This is a genomic window from Streptomyces sp. NRRL F-4489, assembly GCF_001509485.1.
In the GTDB taxonomy this organism is placed as follows: Bacteria; Actinomycetota; Actinomycetes; order Streptomycetales; family Streptomycetaceae; genus Streptomyces.
The window spans coordinates 49,370-65,682 of the sequence record NZ_LLZI01000002.1; the positions used below are offsets into that span (position 1 = coordinate 49,370).

The 16,313-nt window shown below is 72.7% G+C and carries 18 protein-coding genes and 1 pseudogene; 14 read left to right on the forward strand and 5 right to left on the reverse strand.

Annotated features, from left to right (window positions below):
* Nucleotides 1-57: 57 nt before the first annotated feature.
* Nucleotides 58-669, reverse strand: a complete 612-nt coding sequence (locus ADL22_RS01425; protein WP_267890137.1) for an LmbU family transcriptional regulator — start codon at nt 667-669, stop codon at nt 58-60.
* A 343-nt stretch (nt 670-1,012) separates the two neighbouring features.
* Here ADL22_RS01425 and ADL22_RS01430 point away from each other — a divergent pair, with 343 nt between their 5' ends.
* Entirely contained in the window at nt 1,013-2,932 is a 1,920-nt protein-coding gene (locus tag ADL22_RS01430; protein ID WP_159048567.1) for an AfsR/SARP family transcriptional regulator, read from the forward strand.
* Here the strand turns inward: ADL22_RS01430 and ADL22_RS33430 are convergent.
* On the reverse strand, nt 2,845-3,081 hold the full coding sequence (locus ADL22_RS33430) for a hypothetical protein (RefSeq protein ID WP_079063765.1): 237 nt from the start codon (nt 3,079-3,081) through the stop codon (nt 2,845-2,847). The genes ADL22_RS01430 and ADL22_RS33430 overlap by 88 nt on opposite strands.
* 161 nt (nt 3,082-3,242) lie before the next feature.
* Between ADL22_RS33430 and ADL22_RS36925 the strand changes: the two are divergent.
* The 6 genes and pseudogenes from ADL22_RS36925 to ADL22_RS01455 all read left to right on the forward strand — a co-directional run.
* Nucleotides 3,243-3,614: pseudogene (locus ADL22_RS36925) on the forward strand (response regulator); the annotation flags it as partial.
* 129 nt (nt 3,615-3,743) lie between these two features.
* Nucleotides 3,744-3,941: a response regulator transcription factor gene (locus ADL22_RS36930; RefSeq protein WP_420711527.1), complete on the forward strand. Its 198-nt coding sequence runs from the start codon at nt 3,744-3,746 to the stop codon at nt 3,939-3,941.
* 155 nt (nt 3,942-4,096) lie between these two features.
* A complete protein-coding gene (locus ADL22_RS01440; RefSeq protein ID WP_199836186.1) occupies nt 4,097-4,747 on the forward strand; it encodes an LmbU family transcriptional regulator in 651 nt (216 codons plus the stop codon).
* A 214-nt stretch (nt 4,748-4,961) separates the two neighbouring features.
* The gene (locus ADL22_RS01445) at nt 4,962-5,870 is read left to right on the forward strand and encodes a glycerophosphodiester phosphodiesterase (protein ID WP_066972915.1); all 909 of its coding nucleotides are present in this window, start codon (nt 4,962-4,964) and stop codon (nt 5,868-5,870) included.
* Nucleotides 5,871-6,193: 323 nt separating this feature from the next.
* A complete protein-coding gene (locus tag ADL22_RS01450) occupies nt 6,194-7,447 on the forward strand; it encodes an acyltransferase family protein (RefSeq protein ID WP_066972917.1) in 1,254 nt (417 codons plus the stop codon).
* A 191-nt stretch (nt 7,448-7,638) separates the two neighbouring features.
* Nucleotides 7,639-8,484, forward strand: coding sequence for an arylamine N-acetyltransferase family protein (locus ADL22_RS01455; RefSeq protein ID WP_066972920.1), 846 nt, complete (start codon nt 7,639-7,641; stop codon nt 8,482-8,484).
* A 72-nt stretch (nt 8,485-8,556) separates the two neighbouring features.
* On the opposite strand, the gene ADL22_RS01460 is transcribed toward ADL22_RS01455, so the two are convergent.
* The 3 genes from ADL22_RS01460 to ADL22_RS01470 form a co-directional block, all read right to left on the reverse strand.
* Entirely contained in the window at nt 8,557-8,961 is a 405-nt protein-coding gene (locus tag ADL22_RS01460) for a RidA family protein (protein WP_079063766.1), read from the reverse strand.
* Nucleotides 8,958-9,998 (reverse strand): alpha/beta hydrolase, encoded by a 1,041-nt coding sequence (locus tag ADL22_RS01465; protein ID WP_066972927.1) that lies wholly within the window; start codon nt 9,996-9,998, stop codon nt 8,958-8,960. The genes ADL22_RS01460 and ADL22_RS01465 overlap by 4 nt, the downstream gene beginning before the upstream one ends.
* Before the next feature lie 148 nt (nt 9,999-10,146).
* Nucleotides 10,147-11,826 carry a bifunctional 3'-5' exonuclease/DNA polymerase gene (locus ADL22_RS01470; RefSeq protein WP_066972929.1) on the reverse strand — a complete coding sequence of 560 codons (1,680 nt, stop codon included), beginning with the start codon at nt 11,824-11,826 and terminating at the stop codon, nt 10,147-10,149.
* Nucleotides 11,827-12,035: 209 nt separating this feature from the next.
* Between ADL22_RS01470 and ADL22_RS01475 the strand changes: the two genes are divergently transcribed.
* The 7 genes from ADL22_RS01475 (at nt 12,036) to ADL22_RS36785 (ending at nt 16,309) form a co-directional block, all read left to right on the forward strand.
* The gene (locus ADL22_RS01475; RefSeq protein WP_066972931.1) at nt 12,036-12,281 is read left to right on the forward strand and encodes a chaplin; all 246 of its coding nucleotides are present in this window, start codon (nt 12,036-12,038) and stop codon (nt 12,279-12,281) included.
* Nucleotides 12,282-12,533: 252 nt separating this feature from the next.
* Nucleotides 12,534-12,944 carry a rodlin gene (locus ADL22_RS01480; protein WP_066972933.1) on the forward strand — a complete coding sequence of 137 codons (411 nt, stop codon included), beginning with the start codon at nt 12,534-12,536 and terminating at the stop codon, nt 12,942-12,944.
* A gap of 358 nt (nt 12,945-13,302) precedes the next feature.
* Nucleotides 13,303-13,536: a chaplin gene (locus tag ADL22_RS01485; protein WP_066972935.1), complete on the forward strand. Its 234-nt coding sequence runs from the start codon at nt 13,303-13,305 to the stop codon at nt 13,534-13,536.
* Between the two features lie 267 nt (nt 13,537-13,803).
* A complete protein-coding gene (locus tag ADL22_RS01490; RefSeq protein ID WP_066972937.1) occupies nt 13,804-14,103 on the forward strand; it encodes a hypothetical protein in 300 nt (99 codons plus the stop codon).
* A 291-nt stretch (nt 14,104-14,394) separates the two neighbouring features.
* Nucleotides 14,395-14,805, forward strand: a complete 411-nt coding sequence (locus ADL22_RS01495; RefSeq protein WP_066972939.1) for a rodlin — start codon at nt 14,395-14,397, stop codon at nt 14,803-14,805.
* 399 nt (nt 14,806-15,204) lie between these two features.
* On the forward strand, nt 15,205-15,612 hold the full coding sequence (locus ADL22_RS01500) for a rodlin (protein ID WP_066972941.1): 408 nt from the start codon (nt 15,205-15,207) through the stop codon (nt 15,610-15,612).
* 142 nt (nt 15,613-15,754) lie between these two features.
* On the forward strand, nt 15,755-16,309 hold the full coding sequence (locus ADL22_RS36785; RefSeq protein WP_066972942.1) for a chaplin: 555 nt from the start codon (nt 15,755-15,757) through the stop codon (nt 16,307-16,309).
* Nucleotides 16,310-16,313: the final 4 nt, after the last annotated feature.

The window sequence follows — 16,313 nt, forward strand, 5'->3', positions numbered from 1 at the left end:
TATCGTGCACCGCCTTTCTCCCGGAACGCGATGATGCGTAACGGAATAAACGCGCGGTCAGCCGCTGATGGCCGGAGCGGAATTCGCCGCGTCGTCCAGCACCGTGGTGATCCAGGTGAGCAGGTCTTTCCCGGTGCGCACGGCGGCGGCCTGCCAGAGTTCGCGCTGACCGTCATCCGGTTTCATTTTCAACTGCACCGCGCGTTCGGCCGCGCCGGTGATTTCCTTGCGGACCCGCACCTGCCGCCGGAGTTCGTTCCGCGACCAGCGCTGCTCGGCGGCCCGGGCCAGCCACTGGCCCCGCTCCTCCTCCGGCAGCCCCGCGACCTCGGCGTGGTGCTGGAAGCTCAGGGCCTCGTGGCGCTGGTGCGGGGCGAACCGCCGGGCCACCCAGGCGTAGTTCCGCAGCGTCTGGTAGTCGAGCGAGGTCTGCGCGATCGCGTGCTTATAGCGGTTGGGGAATTCCGCCTGACCGTAGAGCAGCCAGTCGCCGAGCCACCAGGCGGACGAACTGGAAATCTCCTGGATCTGCCGGCCCAGGCTGCGCCAGGCATCGATGGACATCCCCCGGGGGATACAGAGAGCGGTTCTTCCGCGCACCGCCTGGCCCGGTGACGCCGACGGACCGGTTTGCGGGCCGCTTCTTCCGGCCGCGACGACCGGGTTCACCGATTTACGCAGAGCACCATCGAGCACTCCCCTCACCGCCTCTCGCTGCGTGGCATTTCGTCCATGGAACACCGGCCGCGGCGGTATCTCCTTGATGCGATCTGGACGGCCTCCAAACGCGCTGGTTGGAGTCGGCGGAAACGTTCCGCGGCGCCGACCGGACGGCTCGTTTCCGTCCCGCCGGCGGGACGCCGCCGGACCGCCCGCGGACCCCGGCACCCCCTCCCACCTGCACCGTTCGCACGTCTTGTGGGCAGTCGTGGCGGTAGATAAGGGCGTGCACCGGAGCGTGTTCTATTGCTGGGCTATGATCACGCCGGAGGGGAGTAGGAGGGGGAAACGCATGCCTGCCTCTCTGACCGCAACGCTTCTCGGACCGGTGCTGGCGGTACGGGAAGGACGCCAGCTCGAACTCGGGTCCCCGACACAGCGGACGATCTTCGCTGTGCTCGCCGCCCACGCGAACCGCACCGTCAGCCGCGACGACCTGGTCGAGGCCATCTGGGGCGACAACGCCCCGCCCACCGCCGTCAACAGCGTCTACACCTATGTCTCCAGGCTGCGGAACTCCCTGCGGCCCGAACGCCCCGACGGGCACGCCGAGTTACTGGTCTCCGACCGCTCCGGCTACATGCTGCGCGTCGCGCCCGAGGGCGTGGACACCGAGCAGTTCGCCACCGCCCTGACCACCGCCCGCCGGCTGCGGGCCGAGGGCGCGGCACCCCGGGCGGTCCGCGAACTGGAAGCGGGACTGGGGCTGTGGCGCGGAACCCCCTACGGGGGCGCCATCGGCCCCTTCGTGCACGCCGAGCGCGCCCGGCTCGCCGAGGCCCGCCTGCTGGCCCTGGAGGACTGCGCCGAGATGCTGCTGGACCTCGGCCGCCCGGTCGCCCTGGTCGGCGAACTCTCCGCGCTGGTCCGCCACCACCCGCTGCGGGAGCGCCTGCGCTACCTCCTCATGCGCTGCTACGTCGACCTCGGCTGGCACGCCGACGCCGTGCGGGAGTACCACTCGCTGCGCGAACAACTCGTCGAGGAGCAGGGCATGGAGCCCGGCAGCCACCTCCAGCAGCTCTACGAGCAGGTGCTGCGCGGTGAGCCCGGGGCCGCGTCAGCGCTCCGCCCGGCGCGCGAGCCCGGCCCCCCGCCGCCCGAAGGCACCGGCCGCCGGCCTGCCGCCCTGTCCCAACTCGTCCGCGACGTCCCGGGGTTCACCGGCCGGACGGCGGAGCTGGCGCGGCTTTCCGCGCTGGCGCAGGAGGCGGTCGCCGAGCCCACCCTGCTGCTGGTCACCGGCGGCCCCGGGGTCGGCAAGACGGCGCTGGCCACCCGCTTCGCGCACGCGATGGCCCACCGCTATCCGGACGGCCAGCTCCATGTCGACCTGCACGCCGCCGGCACACCGGACCGGCAGGCGCCCGAGGCCGCGATCCGCCATCTGGTGGCCGCCCTGGGCCAGCCCCCGCCGTCCGAGAGCATCGACGCCCGGGCCGCCTACCGCAGCCTGGTCGCCGGCCGCCGGCTGCTGATCGTCCTGGACGACGCGGCCGGCGCCCAGCAGGTCCGGGCGCTGCTCCCGGGCACCCCGTCCGCCCTGGTCGTCGTCACCAGCCGCAACGGTCTGGCCGGGCTGATCGCCCGGGACGGCGCGCGGCGGATCGTCCTGGACGGGATGGCCGAGGAGGACGGCGTCCGGCTCTTCGCCCGGATCGTCGGCGAGCCGTTCACCACCCGGCACCGCGCCGCCGTGCGGCGGCTGGTGGCCGCCTGCGACGGGATGCCGCTGGCGCTGCGGATCGCCGCCACCCGCGTCAAGGTCGCCCCCTCGCCCGAGGACGCGCTGGCCTGCTTCGAGAACGCCGACCCGGTCGACTTCCTGGAGCTGCCCGGCGACCGCGAGTCCTCGCTGCGCACCGTCATCGGCTGGTCCTACGACGCGCTGCCCCCCGAGGCCGCCCACGTCTTCATGGCGCTCGGCCTCCAGGAGTCGCGGGTGATCACGCTGCCCCTGGCCATGGGGCTGAGCGGGATGGACCGCCCGCAGTGCAAGCGCGCCCTGCAGACCCTGGCCGACGCGGGCCTGCTGCGCGAGGTGGCCCCGGACCGCTTCCGCCTGGACGCTCTGATTCTCGCGTACGCGCAGTGGCTGGGGAAGCCGCAGAGCCTCGTTCCCCGTCAACGCGACGTGTCCTGCACCCGATTAGCCACGATCACCACGATCGCGCCGAGCACGGAGAGCGAGAGATTGCAGATGACCTCGTAGCCCTGGAGCGGCGGGATGTGCGGGATGACGTAGCGGTTGACGACGTTGAGCACCGGGCCCAGGAACGGCTGGGACGCCAACTGGTCGATGGTGCCGCTGAGTCCGGCGACGACCAGGAAGAGTCCGAGGAGCTGCACCAGCTTTGCCATGCGGCCACGCTAGGCGGCGGCGCCGGGCGGCCGGATCGGCCATCGGTACCGCCCGCGCCGACCGAAGTCCCGCCGCTGGCGGCGCCGGGCCGGACCAAAGTACGTCCGCCGGCCGACTTCGGTACCGGCCGCCTGTCACAGCCACCCGTTACGCTGACCGCATGACCTCAGCCGAGTCCCCAACGGGGGTGTCCTCCACGGTCGATGTGCTGATCGTCGACGACGATCCGCTGGTCCGCGCGGGGCTGTCGGTGATGCTGGGCGGCGCCTCCGACCTGCGGGTGGTGGCCGAGGCGGGGGACGGCGCCGAGGCGATCGAGCTGGTCCGCCGCCACCGCCCGCACGTCGTCCTGATGGACATCCGGATGCCGGTGATGGACGGGCTCGCCGCCACCGAGGCGCTGCGCGCCGCGGACGGCGCCCCGGAGATCCTGGTGCTGACGACCTTCGACGCGGACGAGTACGTCCTGCGCGCGCTGCGGGCCGGCGCCGCCGGCTTCGCGCTCAAGGACACCCCGCCGCCGGAGATCGTCGCGGCGATCCGGCGGGTGGCCCGCGGCGAGCCGGTGCTCTCGCCGGTGGTCACCCACCGGCTGATCCGCCAGGTGGTCTCCGCCCAGGACACCTCGCGGCGCCGCCGGGAGGCCGCCGAGCGGCTGGCGGTGCTCAACGACCGCGAGCGCGCGGTGGCGCTCGGCGTGGGACAGGGGAAGTCCAACGCCGAGATCGGCGCGGCGCTCTACCTCGGCGTCTCCACCGTCAAAACGCATGTCTCCAGCATCCTGACCAAACTCGGCCTGAACAACCGCGTCCAGATCGCGCTGCTGGTGCAGGACGCCGGGGAGCCCGCGGACCGCTGAGCGGTATCCGCCGGGGCCGCCCGAGAAGTCACTCGGTGGCCTTTTCGGGGGAAGCGACGAAGTTAAAGAACGGGTATAGACACCCCCCGGCCGTGGCTGGCTAGAGTTGTCTGCAATCAGTCGTCAATGACCTAGCACGACAGAGGCAATGCATCATGGGGGAATGGAAAGTACGGGGATGTCCCCGTGCGGATCTGCCCGCGGTCGCCAAGCCCGCGGGGAAGCTGACCAAAGCCGCCGAGAAGGCCACCGCGCGACGTACGACGCTCGAATTGCCATCCGGCATCACGCTGAATGACTGGCAAAGGATTGGTAAACAACTCTATGTAGCCGCGGACTCCTCGGCCTGGTGGCTGGGGGACTGGCTCATTTACGGCCGCTCCGCCTATCCGGACCGCTATCAGCGGGCCGTGGAGGAAACGCAACTCGATTACCAGACACTGCGCAACTACGCCTGGGTCGCCCGGCGCTTTTCACCGCTGCGCCGCCGTTCCGCGCTGAGTTTCCAGCACCACGCCGAAGTCGCCAGCCTGCCCGAGAGCGAGCAGGACTACTGGCTCGACCGGGCCGAACGGCTCGGCTGGTCGCGGAACTTCCTCCGCGGCCGCCTCAAGGCCGCCCGGCAGGGCGCGCCGGAGGAGGCGGCCGGGCGGGACGGCGACGGCATCAGCATGCGCATCCAGGTCAACGTCTCGCGCGACCGGCGGCTGCGCTGGGCCCAGGCCGCCGCCGACGCCGACCAGGACCTCCAGGGCTGGGCGATGTCGATCCTCGACTACGCGGCGGCCGCGGTCCTCAAGGAGTAACGCCCCGCCGGACCGCCCCGGCTCCGGCGCACCGCCCCTGACCTGCCACGACGGCGGGCCGGGGGCGGCGGCGCGCGCCCGCGGGGGCGGCGTTCGCCTGGCGCGGGCGCCCGGACGGGGGCAGGGTCGGGAGGCAGGGCGGCCCGGGGGCGCCCCAGGGGGCGTACCGGCGCGGACGGCGGCGTCCGCGCCCGAGCGACCTGGAGGCCGGCGCATGCTTCGCAGACCCGCGCGGATACGGCACACGTCGCGGGCCGCCGCGGGCCTGGGCGCGTTCCTGGTGACCGCGACGGTCGCCTCGTCGGCCCTGGCCTCCGGTCCCGGCGGGCAGACCGCGCTGGCCACCCGGGGCGGCACGGTCGTCAGTATCCGGGCCGGCCACCGCACCCCGTTCGTCATCGCCCACCGCGGCGCCTCCCGCTACGCGCCGGAGAACACCCTCGCCGCGGTCGACGCCGCGCACGCCCGCGGACTGGTCTGGGTGGAGAACGACGTCCAGCGCACCAAGGACGGCCGCCTGATCGTGATGCACGACACCACCCTGAACCGCACCACCGACGCCGCGAAGGTCTTCCCGCACCGGGCGCCGTGGCGGGTGCGGGACTTCACCGCCGCCGAGATCGCCCGGCTCGACGCCGGCCGGTGGTTCGGCAAGCGCTTCGCCGGCACCCGCGTCCCCACCCTCGACGCCTACCTGCGCCGGCTCGACCGCAACCACCAGGGCCTGCTGCTGGAGCTGAAGGCGCCCGAGCAGTACCCCGGCATCGAGGCGCAGACCCTCCGCGAACTCCGCGCGCACGGCTGGCTGGACCGCGCCCACCTGCGCGGCCGGCTGGTGATCCAGAGCTTCTGCGTCCGCTGCGTCAGACGCGTGCACACCCTGATGCCGCGGGTGCGCACCGGAATCCTGGGCCGGCCCCCGCTGAGCCGGCTGCGCCGCTACGCGCGCTTCGCCGACCAGATCAACCCCCGGATGTCCGAGGTGAGTTCCCGCTGGGCCCGCGCCGTGCACCGGCTGCGCGGCGCGCACGGCCGGCGGCTGGAGATCTACGCCTGGGACGTGGGCACGGACGCGAGCGTACGGGCGGTCCGCGCCCGCGCCGTCGAGGGCGTCATCGACTGAGCCCGCCCGCTGACTCAACCCGCTGCTCTGCCCGCCCTTCCTGCCTGTTGGTCCCCTGCGCCCGCCCCGCGCGGGTGTATTCTCCGGCCCACCTTTTGCGGTATTTCGCCCGGCTCCGGTGAAGGTGCTGTGGAGGGTTGTGAGCGCCACGGGGGCGCGGCCGGGCGGGATTTACGGGATTCCGCCGGCGGGACTAAGGTGCCAGGGATGTTCGACGCCACGCTCCCCGTAAAAAGACTAAGACGGTGGATTTGCCATTCGGGTTCCGTTTCGGGGGCCGGTGCTGATCCGGGGTCCTGGCCCGCCGCGTACCGGGAGGGCCCTTGACGCACGACATTCCGGCGTACGGCGAGCGGCGGGTCCCGCTGCCCGCGCCGCGGCCGACCCCCGGCACCGCACCGGGCGCGCCCGACGGCGGACCGGCCGCCGCGACCGCCACCCTCCCCCCGGCCGCACCGCCCGGCCAGGACGCCCCGCACCCCGCCGCGCCGGCCGCCGGGAGCCGCCGGCACGCCCGGGCCCGTACGGGCGGGGCGGCCGCCGGCGGCCCGGCCAAGCCCCGGGACGCGTTCTTCGACAACGCCAAGTACCTGGCGATCGTCCTGGTGGCCATGGGCCACGCCTGGGAGCCGCTGCGCGGCTCCAGCCGGGCCGCGGCCGCGCTCTACCTCACCGTCTACGCCTTCCACATGCCGGCCTTCATCATCATCTCCGGCTACTTCTCGCGCGGTTTCGACCTGCGCCGGGACCGCCTCCAGCGGCTGATCACCGGCGTCGCCGTCCCCTACGTCCTCTTCGAGGTCGCGTACACCTTCTTCAAGCGCTGGGCGGACGACGACCCCGGCTACCCGATCAGCCTCCTGGAACCCTGGTACCTGACGTGGTTCCTGATCGCGCTGTTCATCTGGCGGCTGACCACCCCGCTGTGGCGGGCCGTCCGCTGGCCGCTGCCGCTCGCGCTGGCCATCGCGGTCCTGGCGTCGGTCTCCCCGGAGACCGGTGACGACCTCAGCCTCCAGCGGGTGCTGCAGTTCCTGCCGTTCTTCGTCCTGGGCCTGAACCTCCGCCCCGAGCACTTCCGGCTGGTCCGCCGCCGGCCGGTGCGGATCGCCGCGCCGCCGGTCGCCGCCGGCGCGCTGGCCTTCGCGTACTGGGCCGCGCCGCGGATGAACGCCGCGTGGTTCTACCACCGCGACAGCGCCCAGGAGCTGGGCGCCCCGTGGTGGTCCGGGGTGGTGATGACCCTGGCGATGTTCGGCTGCTCGCTGGTGCTGGTCGCGTGCTTCTTCGCCTGGGTGCCGGGCCGTACGACGTGGTTCACTGCCCTGGGCGGGGGCACCCTCTACGGCTATCTGCTGCACGGCTTCCTCGCCAAGGGGTCGCGGTTCTGGGGCTGGTACCACCACGCCTGGCTGCACACCCCGTGGGGCGAGGTGCTGCTGACGCTGCTCGCGGGCACCGTCGTCACGCTGCTGTGCACCGCGCCGGTGCGGCGGGTCTTCCGCTTCGCCATGGAGCCGTCGATGGCCTGGGCGTTCAAGCCGGAGCCGGTGGGCGCCGGACCCGGCACGCGGTGAACGGGCCGGCGGGGCGGCCTCCGGCCACGGCCCCGCCGCCCTCCCCGCCGTCCGCTGGCCTCGGCCCGCGGACCTAGGACCGGTCGCCGAGCCCCGGTCGTCCCGCCAGCCGATCCGCCCCGCCCCCGGCCTCACCTATGCTCCCTTCCGGCTCCCGCACCAGGGCGCCGGAACGAAGGGGGACGCACACCATGACCGGATCCATCTGGGGCGGCGACCGGCTCGACCTCGACGCCTACCTGGCCCGCATCGGCCACACCGGCGACCGCCGGCCGACCCTGGACACGCTCCGGGCCCTGCACCGCGCGCACAGCGCCGCCATCGGCTTCGAGAACCTCGAAGTCGTGCTGGGCCGCCCCGTCCTCCTCGACCTGGAGTCGCTCCAGGCCAAGCTGGTCCGGCAGCGCCGCGGCGGCTACTGCTACGAGCAGAACTCCCTCTACGCCGCCGCCCTGGAACGCCTCGGCTTCCGCGTCACCGGCCTCGGCGCCCGGGTCCGCAACGGCGAGGACAAGCTCCGCCCGGTGAGCCACGCCACGCTCAAGGTCACGCTGGACGGTACGGACTGGATCACCGACGTCGGCTTCGGCGGCGAGGCGCTGCTCGAACCGATCCCGCTGCGGGACGGCGCCGAGGCCCGGCAGGGCGCCTGGGACTTCGGCATCGTCCGGGAGCCGGACACCGGCATCTGGGTGCTGCGGTCGCGGCGCGCGGACGGCTGGGCCGACCTCTACGCCTTCACCGCCGAGGAGCGCTTCCCGGTCGACTACACCGTCTACAACCACTACACCTCGACCCACCCGCGCTCCCCGTTCATCCGCCGGGTCGCCGTCCAGAAGCCGGGGCCGGACGTGCGCCGCACCCTCATCGGCCGCGAACTGACCGAGACCCGCCCCGACTTCACCCGCGAGGTCCGCCAGGTCGCCCCCGAGGAGGTCCCCGCCCTCCTGGACACCGCCTTCGGCATCACCCTGACCGAACAGGACGCCAAGGAACTGGTGGCGCGCTACGAGGCGGACGGGGACGACGCGGAGTAGGCGGAGGACGGGGAGCAGGCCGGGGGAGCGGGGCGTACGGTCCGGGCCCCCTGCCGCCCGCCCCCGTACCCCCTACCGCACCACCGCGATCCCCTCGATCTCCACCAGCGCCGCCTCGTCCCACAGGCGGGTGGCGCCGATCACCGCCATGGCCGGGAAGTCTCCGCCGACCAGCCGCTTCCACACCCGGCCCAGCTCCTTGGCGTGCCGGCGGTAGTCCGCGACGTCCACCGCGAAGACCGTGAGCTTGGCCAGATCGCCCGGCCCCGCCCCGGCCGCGGCCGCCGCCGCGAGCAGATTGCCCAGCGCCCGCTCGAACTGCGCCACGATCCCCTCGCCGACGATCCGCCCGGCCGCGTCCAGCGCGGTCTGCCCGGCGAGGAAGACCAGCGTGCCGGGGGCGTCGACCCGTACGGCGTGGCTGAAACCGGTCGGCGGCGCGAGCCCCGCCGGATTCACCCGCTCCACCCCCGTCACCGGAACCCCCCGTACAGCCCCGCCCGCAGCTGGGCCCGCCAGTGCGCGGTCATCTCCCGCGCGAGCCGGGTCTCCGGGGCGTGCAGTTCGAAGCCGTGCCAGGCGCCGGGGACGTTCCGGACCGTGACCGGCACGCCCGCGTCCATCAGGCGCCGCGCGTACGCCAGCCCCGCGTCGCGCAGCGGATCGAGGTCGCAGACCAGGACGGACGCGGGCGGCAGCCCCGACAGATCCGCGGCCCGGGCCGGCGCGGCGTACGGCTCCGGCGCGGGGCGATCGTCCGTGAACGCGCCCTCGGGGAGGTAGTGCCGCCACGCCTGCCGGACCGTGCGCAGGGTGTCCGTCCGCGGGTCCGGCGGGCCGTCCGCCACCCGCGGCGGGACCGGCTCGTCGGCCACCCGGTCGTCCACGTCCGGGACGCACAGCGACTGGTGGGCTATGCGCGGGCCGCCGCGGTCGCGGGCCATCAGCGCGACCGCCGCGCCGAGCCCGCCGCCCGCCGACATACCGTGCACCGCGATCCGCCCCGGATCGATGCCCAGCTCGGCGGCGTGCGCCGCGGTCCACTCCAGCGCGCGGTAGCAGTCGTCCACCCCGGCCGGGTAGCGGTGCTCGGGCGCGAGGCGGTACTCCACCGCGACGGTGACGGCGGGGAGTTCGCGGCAGAGGGCTATCGCCGTCCGGTCCTGGCCGGGCAGCGCACGGCCGATGGCGTAGCCGCCGCCGTGGAAGTGCAGCACCGCGGGCAGCGCCGCCCCGGCACCGGCGTCCGGCCCGGCCTCGGGGCGGTACACCTCGACGGTCAGCGCGCTGCCGTCCGGCCGCGGCAGGTCGTACCGCTCGCTGCGCACCCCGGTGCGGTCCGCGGGCACCGCTCCCAGCAGCGCCGCGAACCGCGCCCGGGTGGCCGCGATATCCGCGTACGGATCGGCGTACGGCGGCAACTTCCGCAGATACGGGACGAGTTCGGGATGCACCGCCGGCGCGGACGACGCGGGCGCGTCAGGTGGTACGGACGGGACGGACGGGACGGTCATGGACGGGCAACCTCTCCTCGGCACACGCTTCACGGACAACGAACCACGGACAACGGACAACGAACCACGGACAACGGACAACGAACCACGGACAACGGACAACGAACCACGCATCCCCTCCCTACCCCCGCCCCACGGGCCCCTCCCCTCACTTCGCGTCCCCGTAGCACTCCACCACCGCCGTGGTGAACGGGAAGCGGACCGGCGTCGGGCCGAAGGCGATCCGGCCCGCGGTGGCCGCGGCGGTGGCGATCGCCTCGGCGACCGTCGCGGCCTCCTCGGCCGGGCAGTGCACGATCACCTCGTCGTGCTGGAAGAAGACCAGCTCGGCGCGGAGCCCGGCGCGGGACAGCGCGTGCCGCAGCGCGGCCAGCACCAGCAGCGCCCAGTCGGCGGCGCTGCCCTGCACGACGAAGTTGCGGGTGAAGCGGCCGCGGGCCCGGGCCGCCGAGGCGCCGCCGGCACCGCCCGGCGGCTCCTCGTCCTGCGGCAGCCCGGCCTCGTCGGGCGGCGCCATCGAGGCGGGCGGGCAGGTGCGGCCCATCCAGGTGCGCACCAGGCGGCCCTCCTCGCCGGCCCGCGCCGCCTCGTCGACGTACGCCACCGCCGCCGGATAGCGCCGGCGCAGATCGGCCAGGTGCTTGAGGGCGTCGCCGGAGGTCTGGCCGTAAATGGCGCCCAGCAGCGCGAGTTTGGCCCGGTCGCGGTCACCGGCGAAGGCCCGGGCGGCCAGGTCGGCGTAGAGGTCGGCGCCGCTGCCGGCCACCTCCATCAGGCCCCGGTCGCGGGAGACCGCGGCCAGCACCCGCGGCTCCATCTGGTCGGCGTCGGCGACCACCAGCCGCCACCCCGGATCGGCGCGCACCGCCCGCCGGATCACCTTGGGGATCTGCAGGGCGCCGCCGCCGTTGGTCGTCCAGCGCCCGGAGACGGTGCCGCCGGGGAGGTACTCGGGCCGGAACCGGCCGTCGTGCACCCACTGCTGGAGCCACGCCCAGCCGTGCGCGGTGTGCAGGCGGTAGAGCGATTTGTAGGCCAGCAGCGGCGCCACCGCCGGGTGGTCGACCGCCTGCAGCTCCCATTTGCGGGTCGAGGACAGCGCGATCCCGGCGCGGGCGAACGCGCGGATGATGTCCTGGGGCAGATCGGGCCGGACCCGTACGCCCGGCCCGAAGGCCCGCGAGACCTCGTCGGCCAGCTCCGCCATCCGGCGCGGCTCCAGCCCGCCCGGGATCCGCTCGCCGAGCAGCTCGTCCAGCACCGCCCGGTGCACATCGGCGCGCCAGGGGATGCCCGTACGGGACATCTCGGCGGCGACCAGCATGCCCGCCGACTCCGACGCCAGCAGCAGCCGCATCCGGTCCGGGTGCGCGGTCCGCTCCGTACGGGCGACCTGCCCGGCGTAGACCTCCAGCAGCGCGGTGAACTCGTCCGTACCGGGCGGGAGCGGCACCGGGCCCGGCGCGAACAGCGACGGCTGGGTCTCGGCGGCGCGCGGCGGCGGATCCGGCGGCACCGGCCGGCCGTGCAGCCGCGCCCAGGCGGCGGCCAGCGACCGCGGCTGGCCCGACTGGCCCTCCTCGTGGCCGATCAGCAGCGCCTCGGCGGCCTCGACGTCGTAGCAGCGCTCGACCCGCACCCCGGCGGCCAGCAGCGGGCCGTAGATCCCGGCCGTGGACCGCCACACCCACCGCTCGGCCTCGGGACGCGAGCGGACGGCGTCCACGAGCGAGGGCTCGCGCACCACCGGCCCGGCGGGCCGCCCGTCCGGCCCGAGCGGGCACAGCCGCGCACCGCCGTCGCCCGTCGCCGCCACCGCCCATCGCATGCCCCGAGTCTCGCACCGGGGTCTGACATCGCCCCTCCCCGCCGCCCGCGCCCGCCCGCCCCCTGCCCCCAAGGAGCGTGGAAACGGGCGGCAGTTGAGGGCCACCATCACCCATTCGGCCCGCTACTTCTGCCCGGCCCGCCGCGTTGGACCGCTTGTCGCTCCACGCGGCGCGTCCGTCTGAACGCTGCTCAGTGAAGAGGTTTTCCGTGAAGTTTGTCTCCAAGGCCGTCATCCTGTCCGCCGCCGCGGGCTTCGCCGTGGTGGGAGGAGCCGGCGTGGCCGCCGCCCACGGGGGCGCCACCGCCGCCGGCGGCGCGGTGGGCTCGCCCGGCGTGATCTCCGGCAACCTCATCCAGGTCCCGGTCGACGTGCCGATCAACCTGTGCGGCAACAGCGTCAACATCATCGGGCTGCTCAACCCGGCGTTCGGCAACACCTGCGTCAACGCCTGAGCCCCGCAGCGGCTTTCCGGCCCGCCCCCGCCCGGGGGCGGGCTTTTCATATGCCCAATTCCCCGAAAGGGTGGGGAATTCCTCCGGCGTGGCCCGTCACCGCTCTCCCGGATTACGTGTGTTGACGTCCGCGCGCGGTGATATGTGTCTATGGTTGCGCGGCATTCGGGTGAATCCGCGAAACCGCATCCCCTGAAGTGAGTTGTCCAGTGCGCTCCGGATACGGGCACTCCGCTTCCAGAAGGGTAAACAGTGATCAAGAAGGTCCTGGCCACGACGGCAGTAGCCGCTTCCATGGTCGGCATCTCGGCGACGGTCGCCCCCCAGGCGATGGCGGTCGGCAATCACCACGGCACCTCCACCGTCAACGGCAACGGTTCCGTGAGTGCGTTCGGCAACTCCACCACGCGCGGAAAGATGAGCCCGCAGCTGGAGCTGGTCCAGGGCTCGCTGAACAAGCTCTGCATCGGCCTGCCGCTGAAGGCGAACGTGCAGTCCCTGATCGCCCTGCTGAACATCGGCATCCAGGACATCAACGTCCTGTCCTCGCCGCAGAACCAGCAGTGCACCGAGAACTCCACGCAGGCCAAGGGCGACGAGGCGCTGTCGCACATCCTGGACGACATCCCGATCCTCTCGGCCAACGGCGTCGGCAACCACTGAGGCCGGCCGCCGGCCGCAGGTCCGGGCCATCGGCCCGCGCGCCGGGTCCCGGGCCTGCGGTACGTATGGCGCAGTGCCGGATCGGGCATTCTCGATCCTCCTATCGGTAGGAATTCGTATTCGGTGGGCACCTCGCCCGTTCGATTCCCGGTGTGTTTTCCGCGTTATCGGCGCGGGGATCTCCCGAAAAAGCCCGTGTGGCATTCGGGCGATTCCTCCGAAAACTTCCCGGCGGGAGTTTCGTAGGCGAGGGGAAATCGTTACCAATATCGGCAGCGGAGTTACGGGCGAGCAGATCCGCGCCCGTGCGGCACGAGGGTCGTGTGCGCTACGGACCCCGCTGCAGGAAGGGCTGAAAGTGAAGTACGCAAAGGTCGCAGCAGTCACTGCCGGAACCCTGATGGCAGTGGGCGCCGCTGCGCCGGCCTTCGCCGACGCGGGAGCCGCGGGCGGCACCAAGAACTCCCCGGGTGTCATTTCCGGCAACGCCATCCAGGTGCCGATCCACATCCCGATCAACCTGTGCGGCAACACCATCGACATCATCGGGCTGCTGAACCCCGCGTTCGGCAACAACTGCCTCAACCACTGACCGAAGACATTTCGAGCCGTGTCGTTGCGTCCGGCCCCGGCTCGCCTTCGCCGCGCGTCGGGGCCGGCGGCTTTCGGCCGGTCCGGAGATATGGCGGGGCGGCCCGGAATTTCCCGGGCGGTGCGGTCGGCACCGGAATCCCGCAGTTTCTCCGGGCGGCGGCACTCGTTGGTCAGGGGGAAGCGGTGATCCGGGCCGCGACGTGATGGCCCGCGCGGCGCGAGCCGCGATCCGATCGAAACACCGCACCAGAAGGGACAGTGGGACGTGAAGTACGCGAAGTCCGCCGCGGCTGTTGCCGGTTCCGTCATGGCGCTGGGCGCGGCCGTGCCCGCATGCGCCGCCGGCGCCGGCGCCCCGGCCACGAATTCGCCGAGCATGAGCCTCAACGGCGGGCTCACCGACGCGCTGAGCCACAAGCAGGTGGACAGCCGCCAGGTCACGCCGCTGGTCAACACCGTCCGGGGCGCGGTGAAGACCGCGCAGAACCCCAAGCAGCTTCTCGGTGGTGCCACGGGGGCCACCAAGGAGGTTCCGCTGCTCGGCGGTCTGCCGCTCGGCAAGTAAACGGGCCGGCGCGCCGGAAAGAATTCACTGTCCCGCGGGATCGCCCGGGGAAATCGCGGGGCCGGGTGCAGCCTCAGCCGCCGGATCGGCAAACGTGTGCGCCGACTGTCAGGTGGTCGGCGGCCGGTCCGGATGGTGAATCCCGGTTGCGCGATTTCCGGACGGGATACCTGATCGGCAATAGCGATCAGGATGCCAGCTCATTTGAGTGAATGAGCAGAACCGAATGCGCCCTTGTGGGTTGGTCAGATTGCCCGGCCCAAGGGCATCCCGAAACACGAAGGATCAAGAATGATCAAGAAGGCTCTGGCAACCGCAGCCGCGGCTGCGTCCATTGTCGGGGTATCCGCGGCTGCCGCCCCCCAGGCGATGGCCACGGGTAACCAGCACGGCACCTCGTCCGTCAACGGCAACGGGTCTCGGCAGATCTACGGGAACTCGACCACCTACGGCTACATGAGCCCGCAGATCGGTCTGATCCAGGGCTCGCTCAACAAGCCCTGCATCGGTCTGCCCGCCAAGCTCAACGTCCAGTCGATCCTGGCGCTGATCAACATCGGTATCCAGGACATCAACGTCCTGTCCTCGCCGCAGAACCAGCAGTGCACCGAGAACTCCACCCAGGCCAAGGGTGACGAGCCGCTGTCGCACATTCTGGACGACATCCCGATCCTCTCGGCGAACGGCGTCAAGAACCGCTGACCGGTCGAGCGCGGCCCGGTCCGCCCAGATTTTCCGTCTGGGCGGGCCGGGTTTTTCGTTTTTACCGTCCGATGTGCTGCCGCGGGCTTTGGGGATTGTTATTCCGTTGTGACCGTCCGGGGGCTCGCTGAATCGTTGGAAGAGTGTGTGGAGGGACGCATGCCAATGCCCTTGCGAGATTGATGGGGTTGCCAGGGCATTGGCATGCCGGCCGGAAATGAGCACAGGGCCCGGGAAATCTCCTTGGGGATTTCGCGGGCCCCGTGGCATGTCATGGGCCTTTCCGGGAAACGTATAGCCGTCTATTCGGGTGACGGTGCGGAACCCGGGCGCCCGTGGCCTGTTGTTCAAACAGGGCTCCCGTGCCCGGGAGTTCCTTCTCCTGAAGGGTTTAGCGCGATGAAGAAGATGATGGCGACCGCGGCGCTCGCGGCCTCGCTCGTCGGAATGTCGGCCGCGGTGGCTCCGGAAGCCCTGGCCACCGGCGACCAGGACGGCACCAACACCGTCAACGGCAACGGGTCGAAGTCCGTGTACGGCAACTCCACCACGCACGGGAAGCTCAGCACCCAGCTCGGACTCGTCCAGGGCTCGCTGAACGACCTCTGCATCGGTCTGCCCGCGAAGATCAACGTCCAGTCCCTGATCGCCCTGCTGAACATCGGCATCCAGGACATCAACGTGCTGTCCTCGCCGCAGAACCAGCAGTGCGCCGAGAACTCGACGCAGGCGAAGGGCGACGAGGCGCTGTCGCACATCCTGGACGACATCCCGATCCTCTCGGCCAACGGCGTCAAGAACCACTGACGGCCACCGGCCCGGGCCGGGGTGCCGCTCGCGATACCGGGCGGCCGGCGGGCGTACGCGCTCCCGGCCGCCCGGTTCGTGCGAGGACCCACGGGGGGCGCGGGCGGTGCGCCCGTGCGCGAGGACTGCGGAGTGAGGAGACATGCGACAGAGCCTGAAGACATGCGTGCTCGTTGCGGCGGCGGCGTCGGGTGCGCTGGGGGCGGGTGCCGGGCCGGTGTTCGCCGACACCGGGGCGCAGGGGGGCGCCGCGGACTCGCCCGGCGTGCTGTCCGGGAACACGGTCAAGGTGGAGCTGAACGCTCCGGTCAATGTGTGCGGCAACTCGGTCAACGGGGTGGGGCTGCTGAACCCGGCGATGGGCAACGGCTGCGGGAACGGTTCGGCGGCCCGGCCGCCCGCCGCGCCCCCGCCCCCGGTGGCCGCACCGCCGCAGGGGCCGCCCCCGGCCGCTCCCGCGCGGCAGGCCCCGGCGCCGGAGCCGCACCGGCGGGCCGAGGCGCCCCGGCCGGCCGCCGCGGAGCCCGGCGGGCGCGATGCGCGGGTGGGCGAGGTGGCCCGGGCCGGGAAGTCGGCGGGGGAGGCGCTGCTGGCGTCCAGCGGGGCGGAGCGGCTGGGCCTGGTGGCCGGTGCGGGCGGCGGGCTGCTGCTCGGCGGGGTGGTGCTGCTGCGCCGCTCCCGCAGGCGCCGGGGCTGAGCGC

Coding starts and splice junctions, on each gene's coding strand:
- ADL22_RS01430 (WP_159048567.1), top strand. CDS start 1,013: ATGCCTGCCTCTCTGACCGCAACGCTTCTCGGACCGGTGCTGGCGGTA.
- ADL22_RS33430 (WP_079063765.1), bottom strand. CDS start 3,081: ATGGCAAAGCTGGTGCAGCTCCTCGGACTCTTCCTGGTCGTCGCCGGA.
- ADL22_RS01440 (WP_199836186.1), top strand. CDS start 4,097: ATGGGGGAATGGAAAGTACGGGGATGTCCCCGTGCGGATCTGCCCGCG.
- ADL22_RS01445 (WP_066972915.1), top strand. CDS start 4,962: ATGCTTCGCAGACCCGCGCGGATACGGCACACGTCGCGGGCCGCCGCG.
- ADL22_RS01455 (WP_066972920.1), top strand. CDS start 7,639: ATGACCGGATCCATCTGGGGCGGCGACCGGCTCGACCTCGACGCCTAC.
- ADL22_RS01465 (WP_066972927.1), bottom strand. CDS start 9,998: ATGACCGTCCCGTCCGTCCCGTCCGTACCACCTGACGCGCCCGCGTCG.
- ADL22_RS01470 (WP_066972929.1), bottom strand. CDS start 11,826: ATGCGATGGGCGGTGGCGGCGACGGGCGACGGCGGTGCGCGGCTGTGC.
- ADL22_RS01495 (WP_066972939.1), top strand. CDS start 14,395: ATGATCAAGAAGGCTCTGGCAACCGCAGCCGCGGCTGCGTCCATTGTC.
- ADL22_RS01500 (WP_066972941.1), top strand. CDS start 15,205: ATGAAGAAGATGATGGCGACCGCGGCGCTCGCGGCCTCGCTCGTCGGA.
- ADL22_RS36785 (WP_066972942.1), top strand. CDS start 15,755: ATGCGACAGAGCCTGAAGACATGCGTGCTCGTTGCGGCGGCGGCGTCG.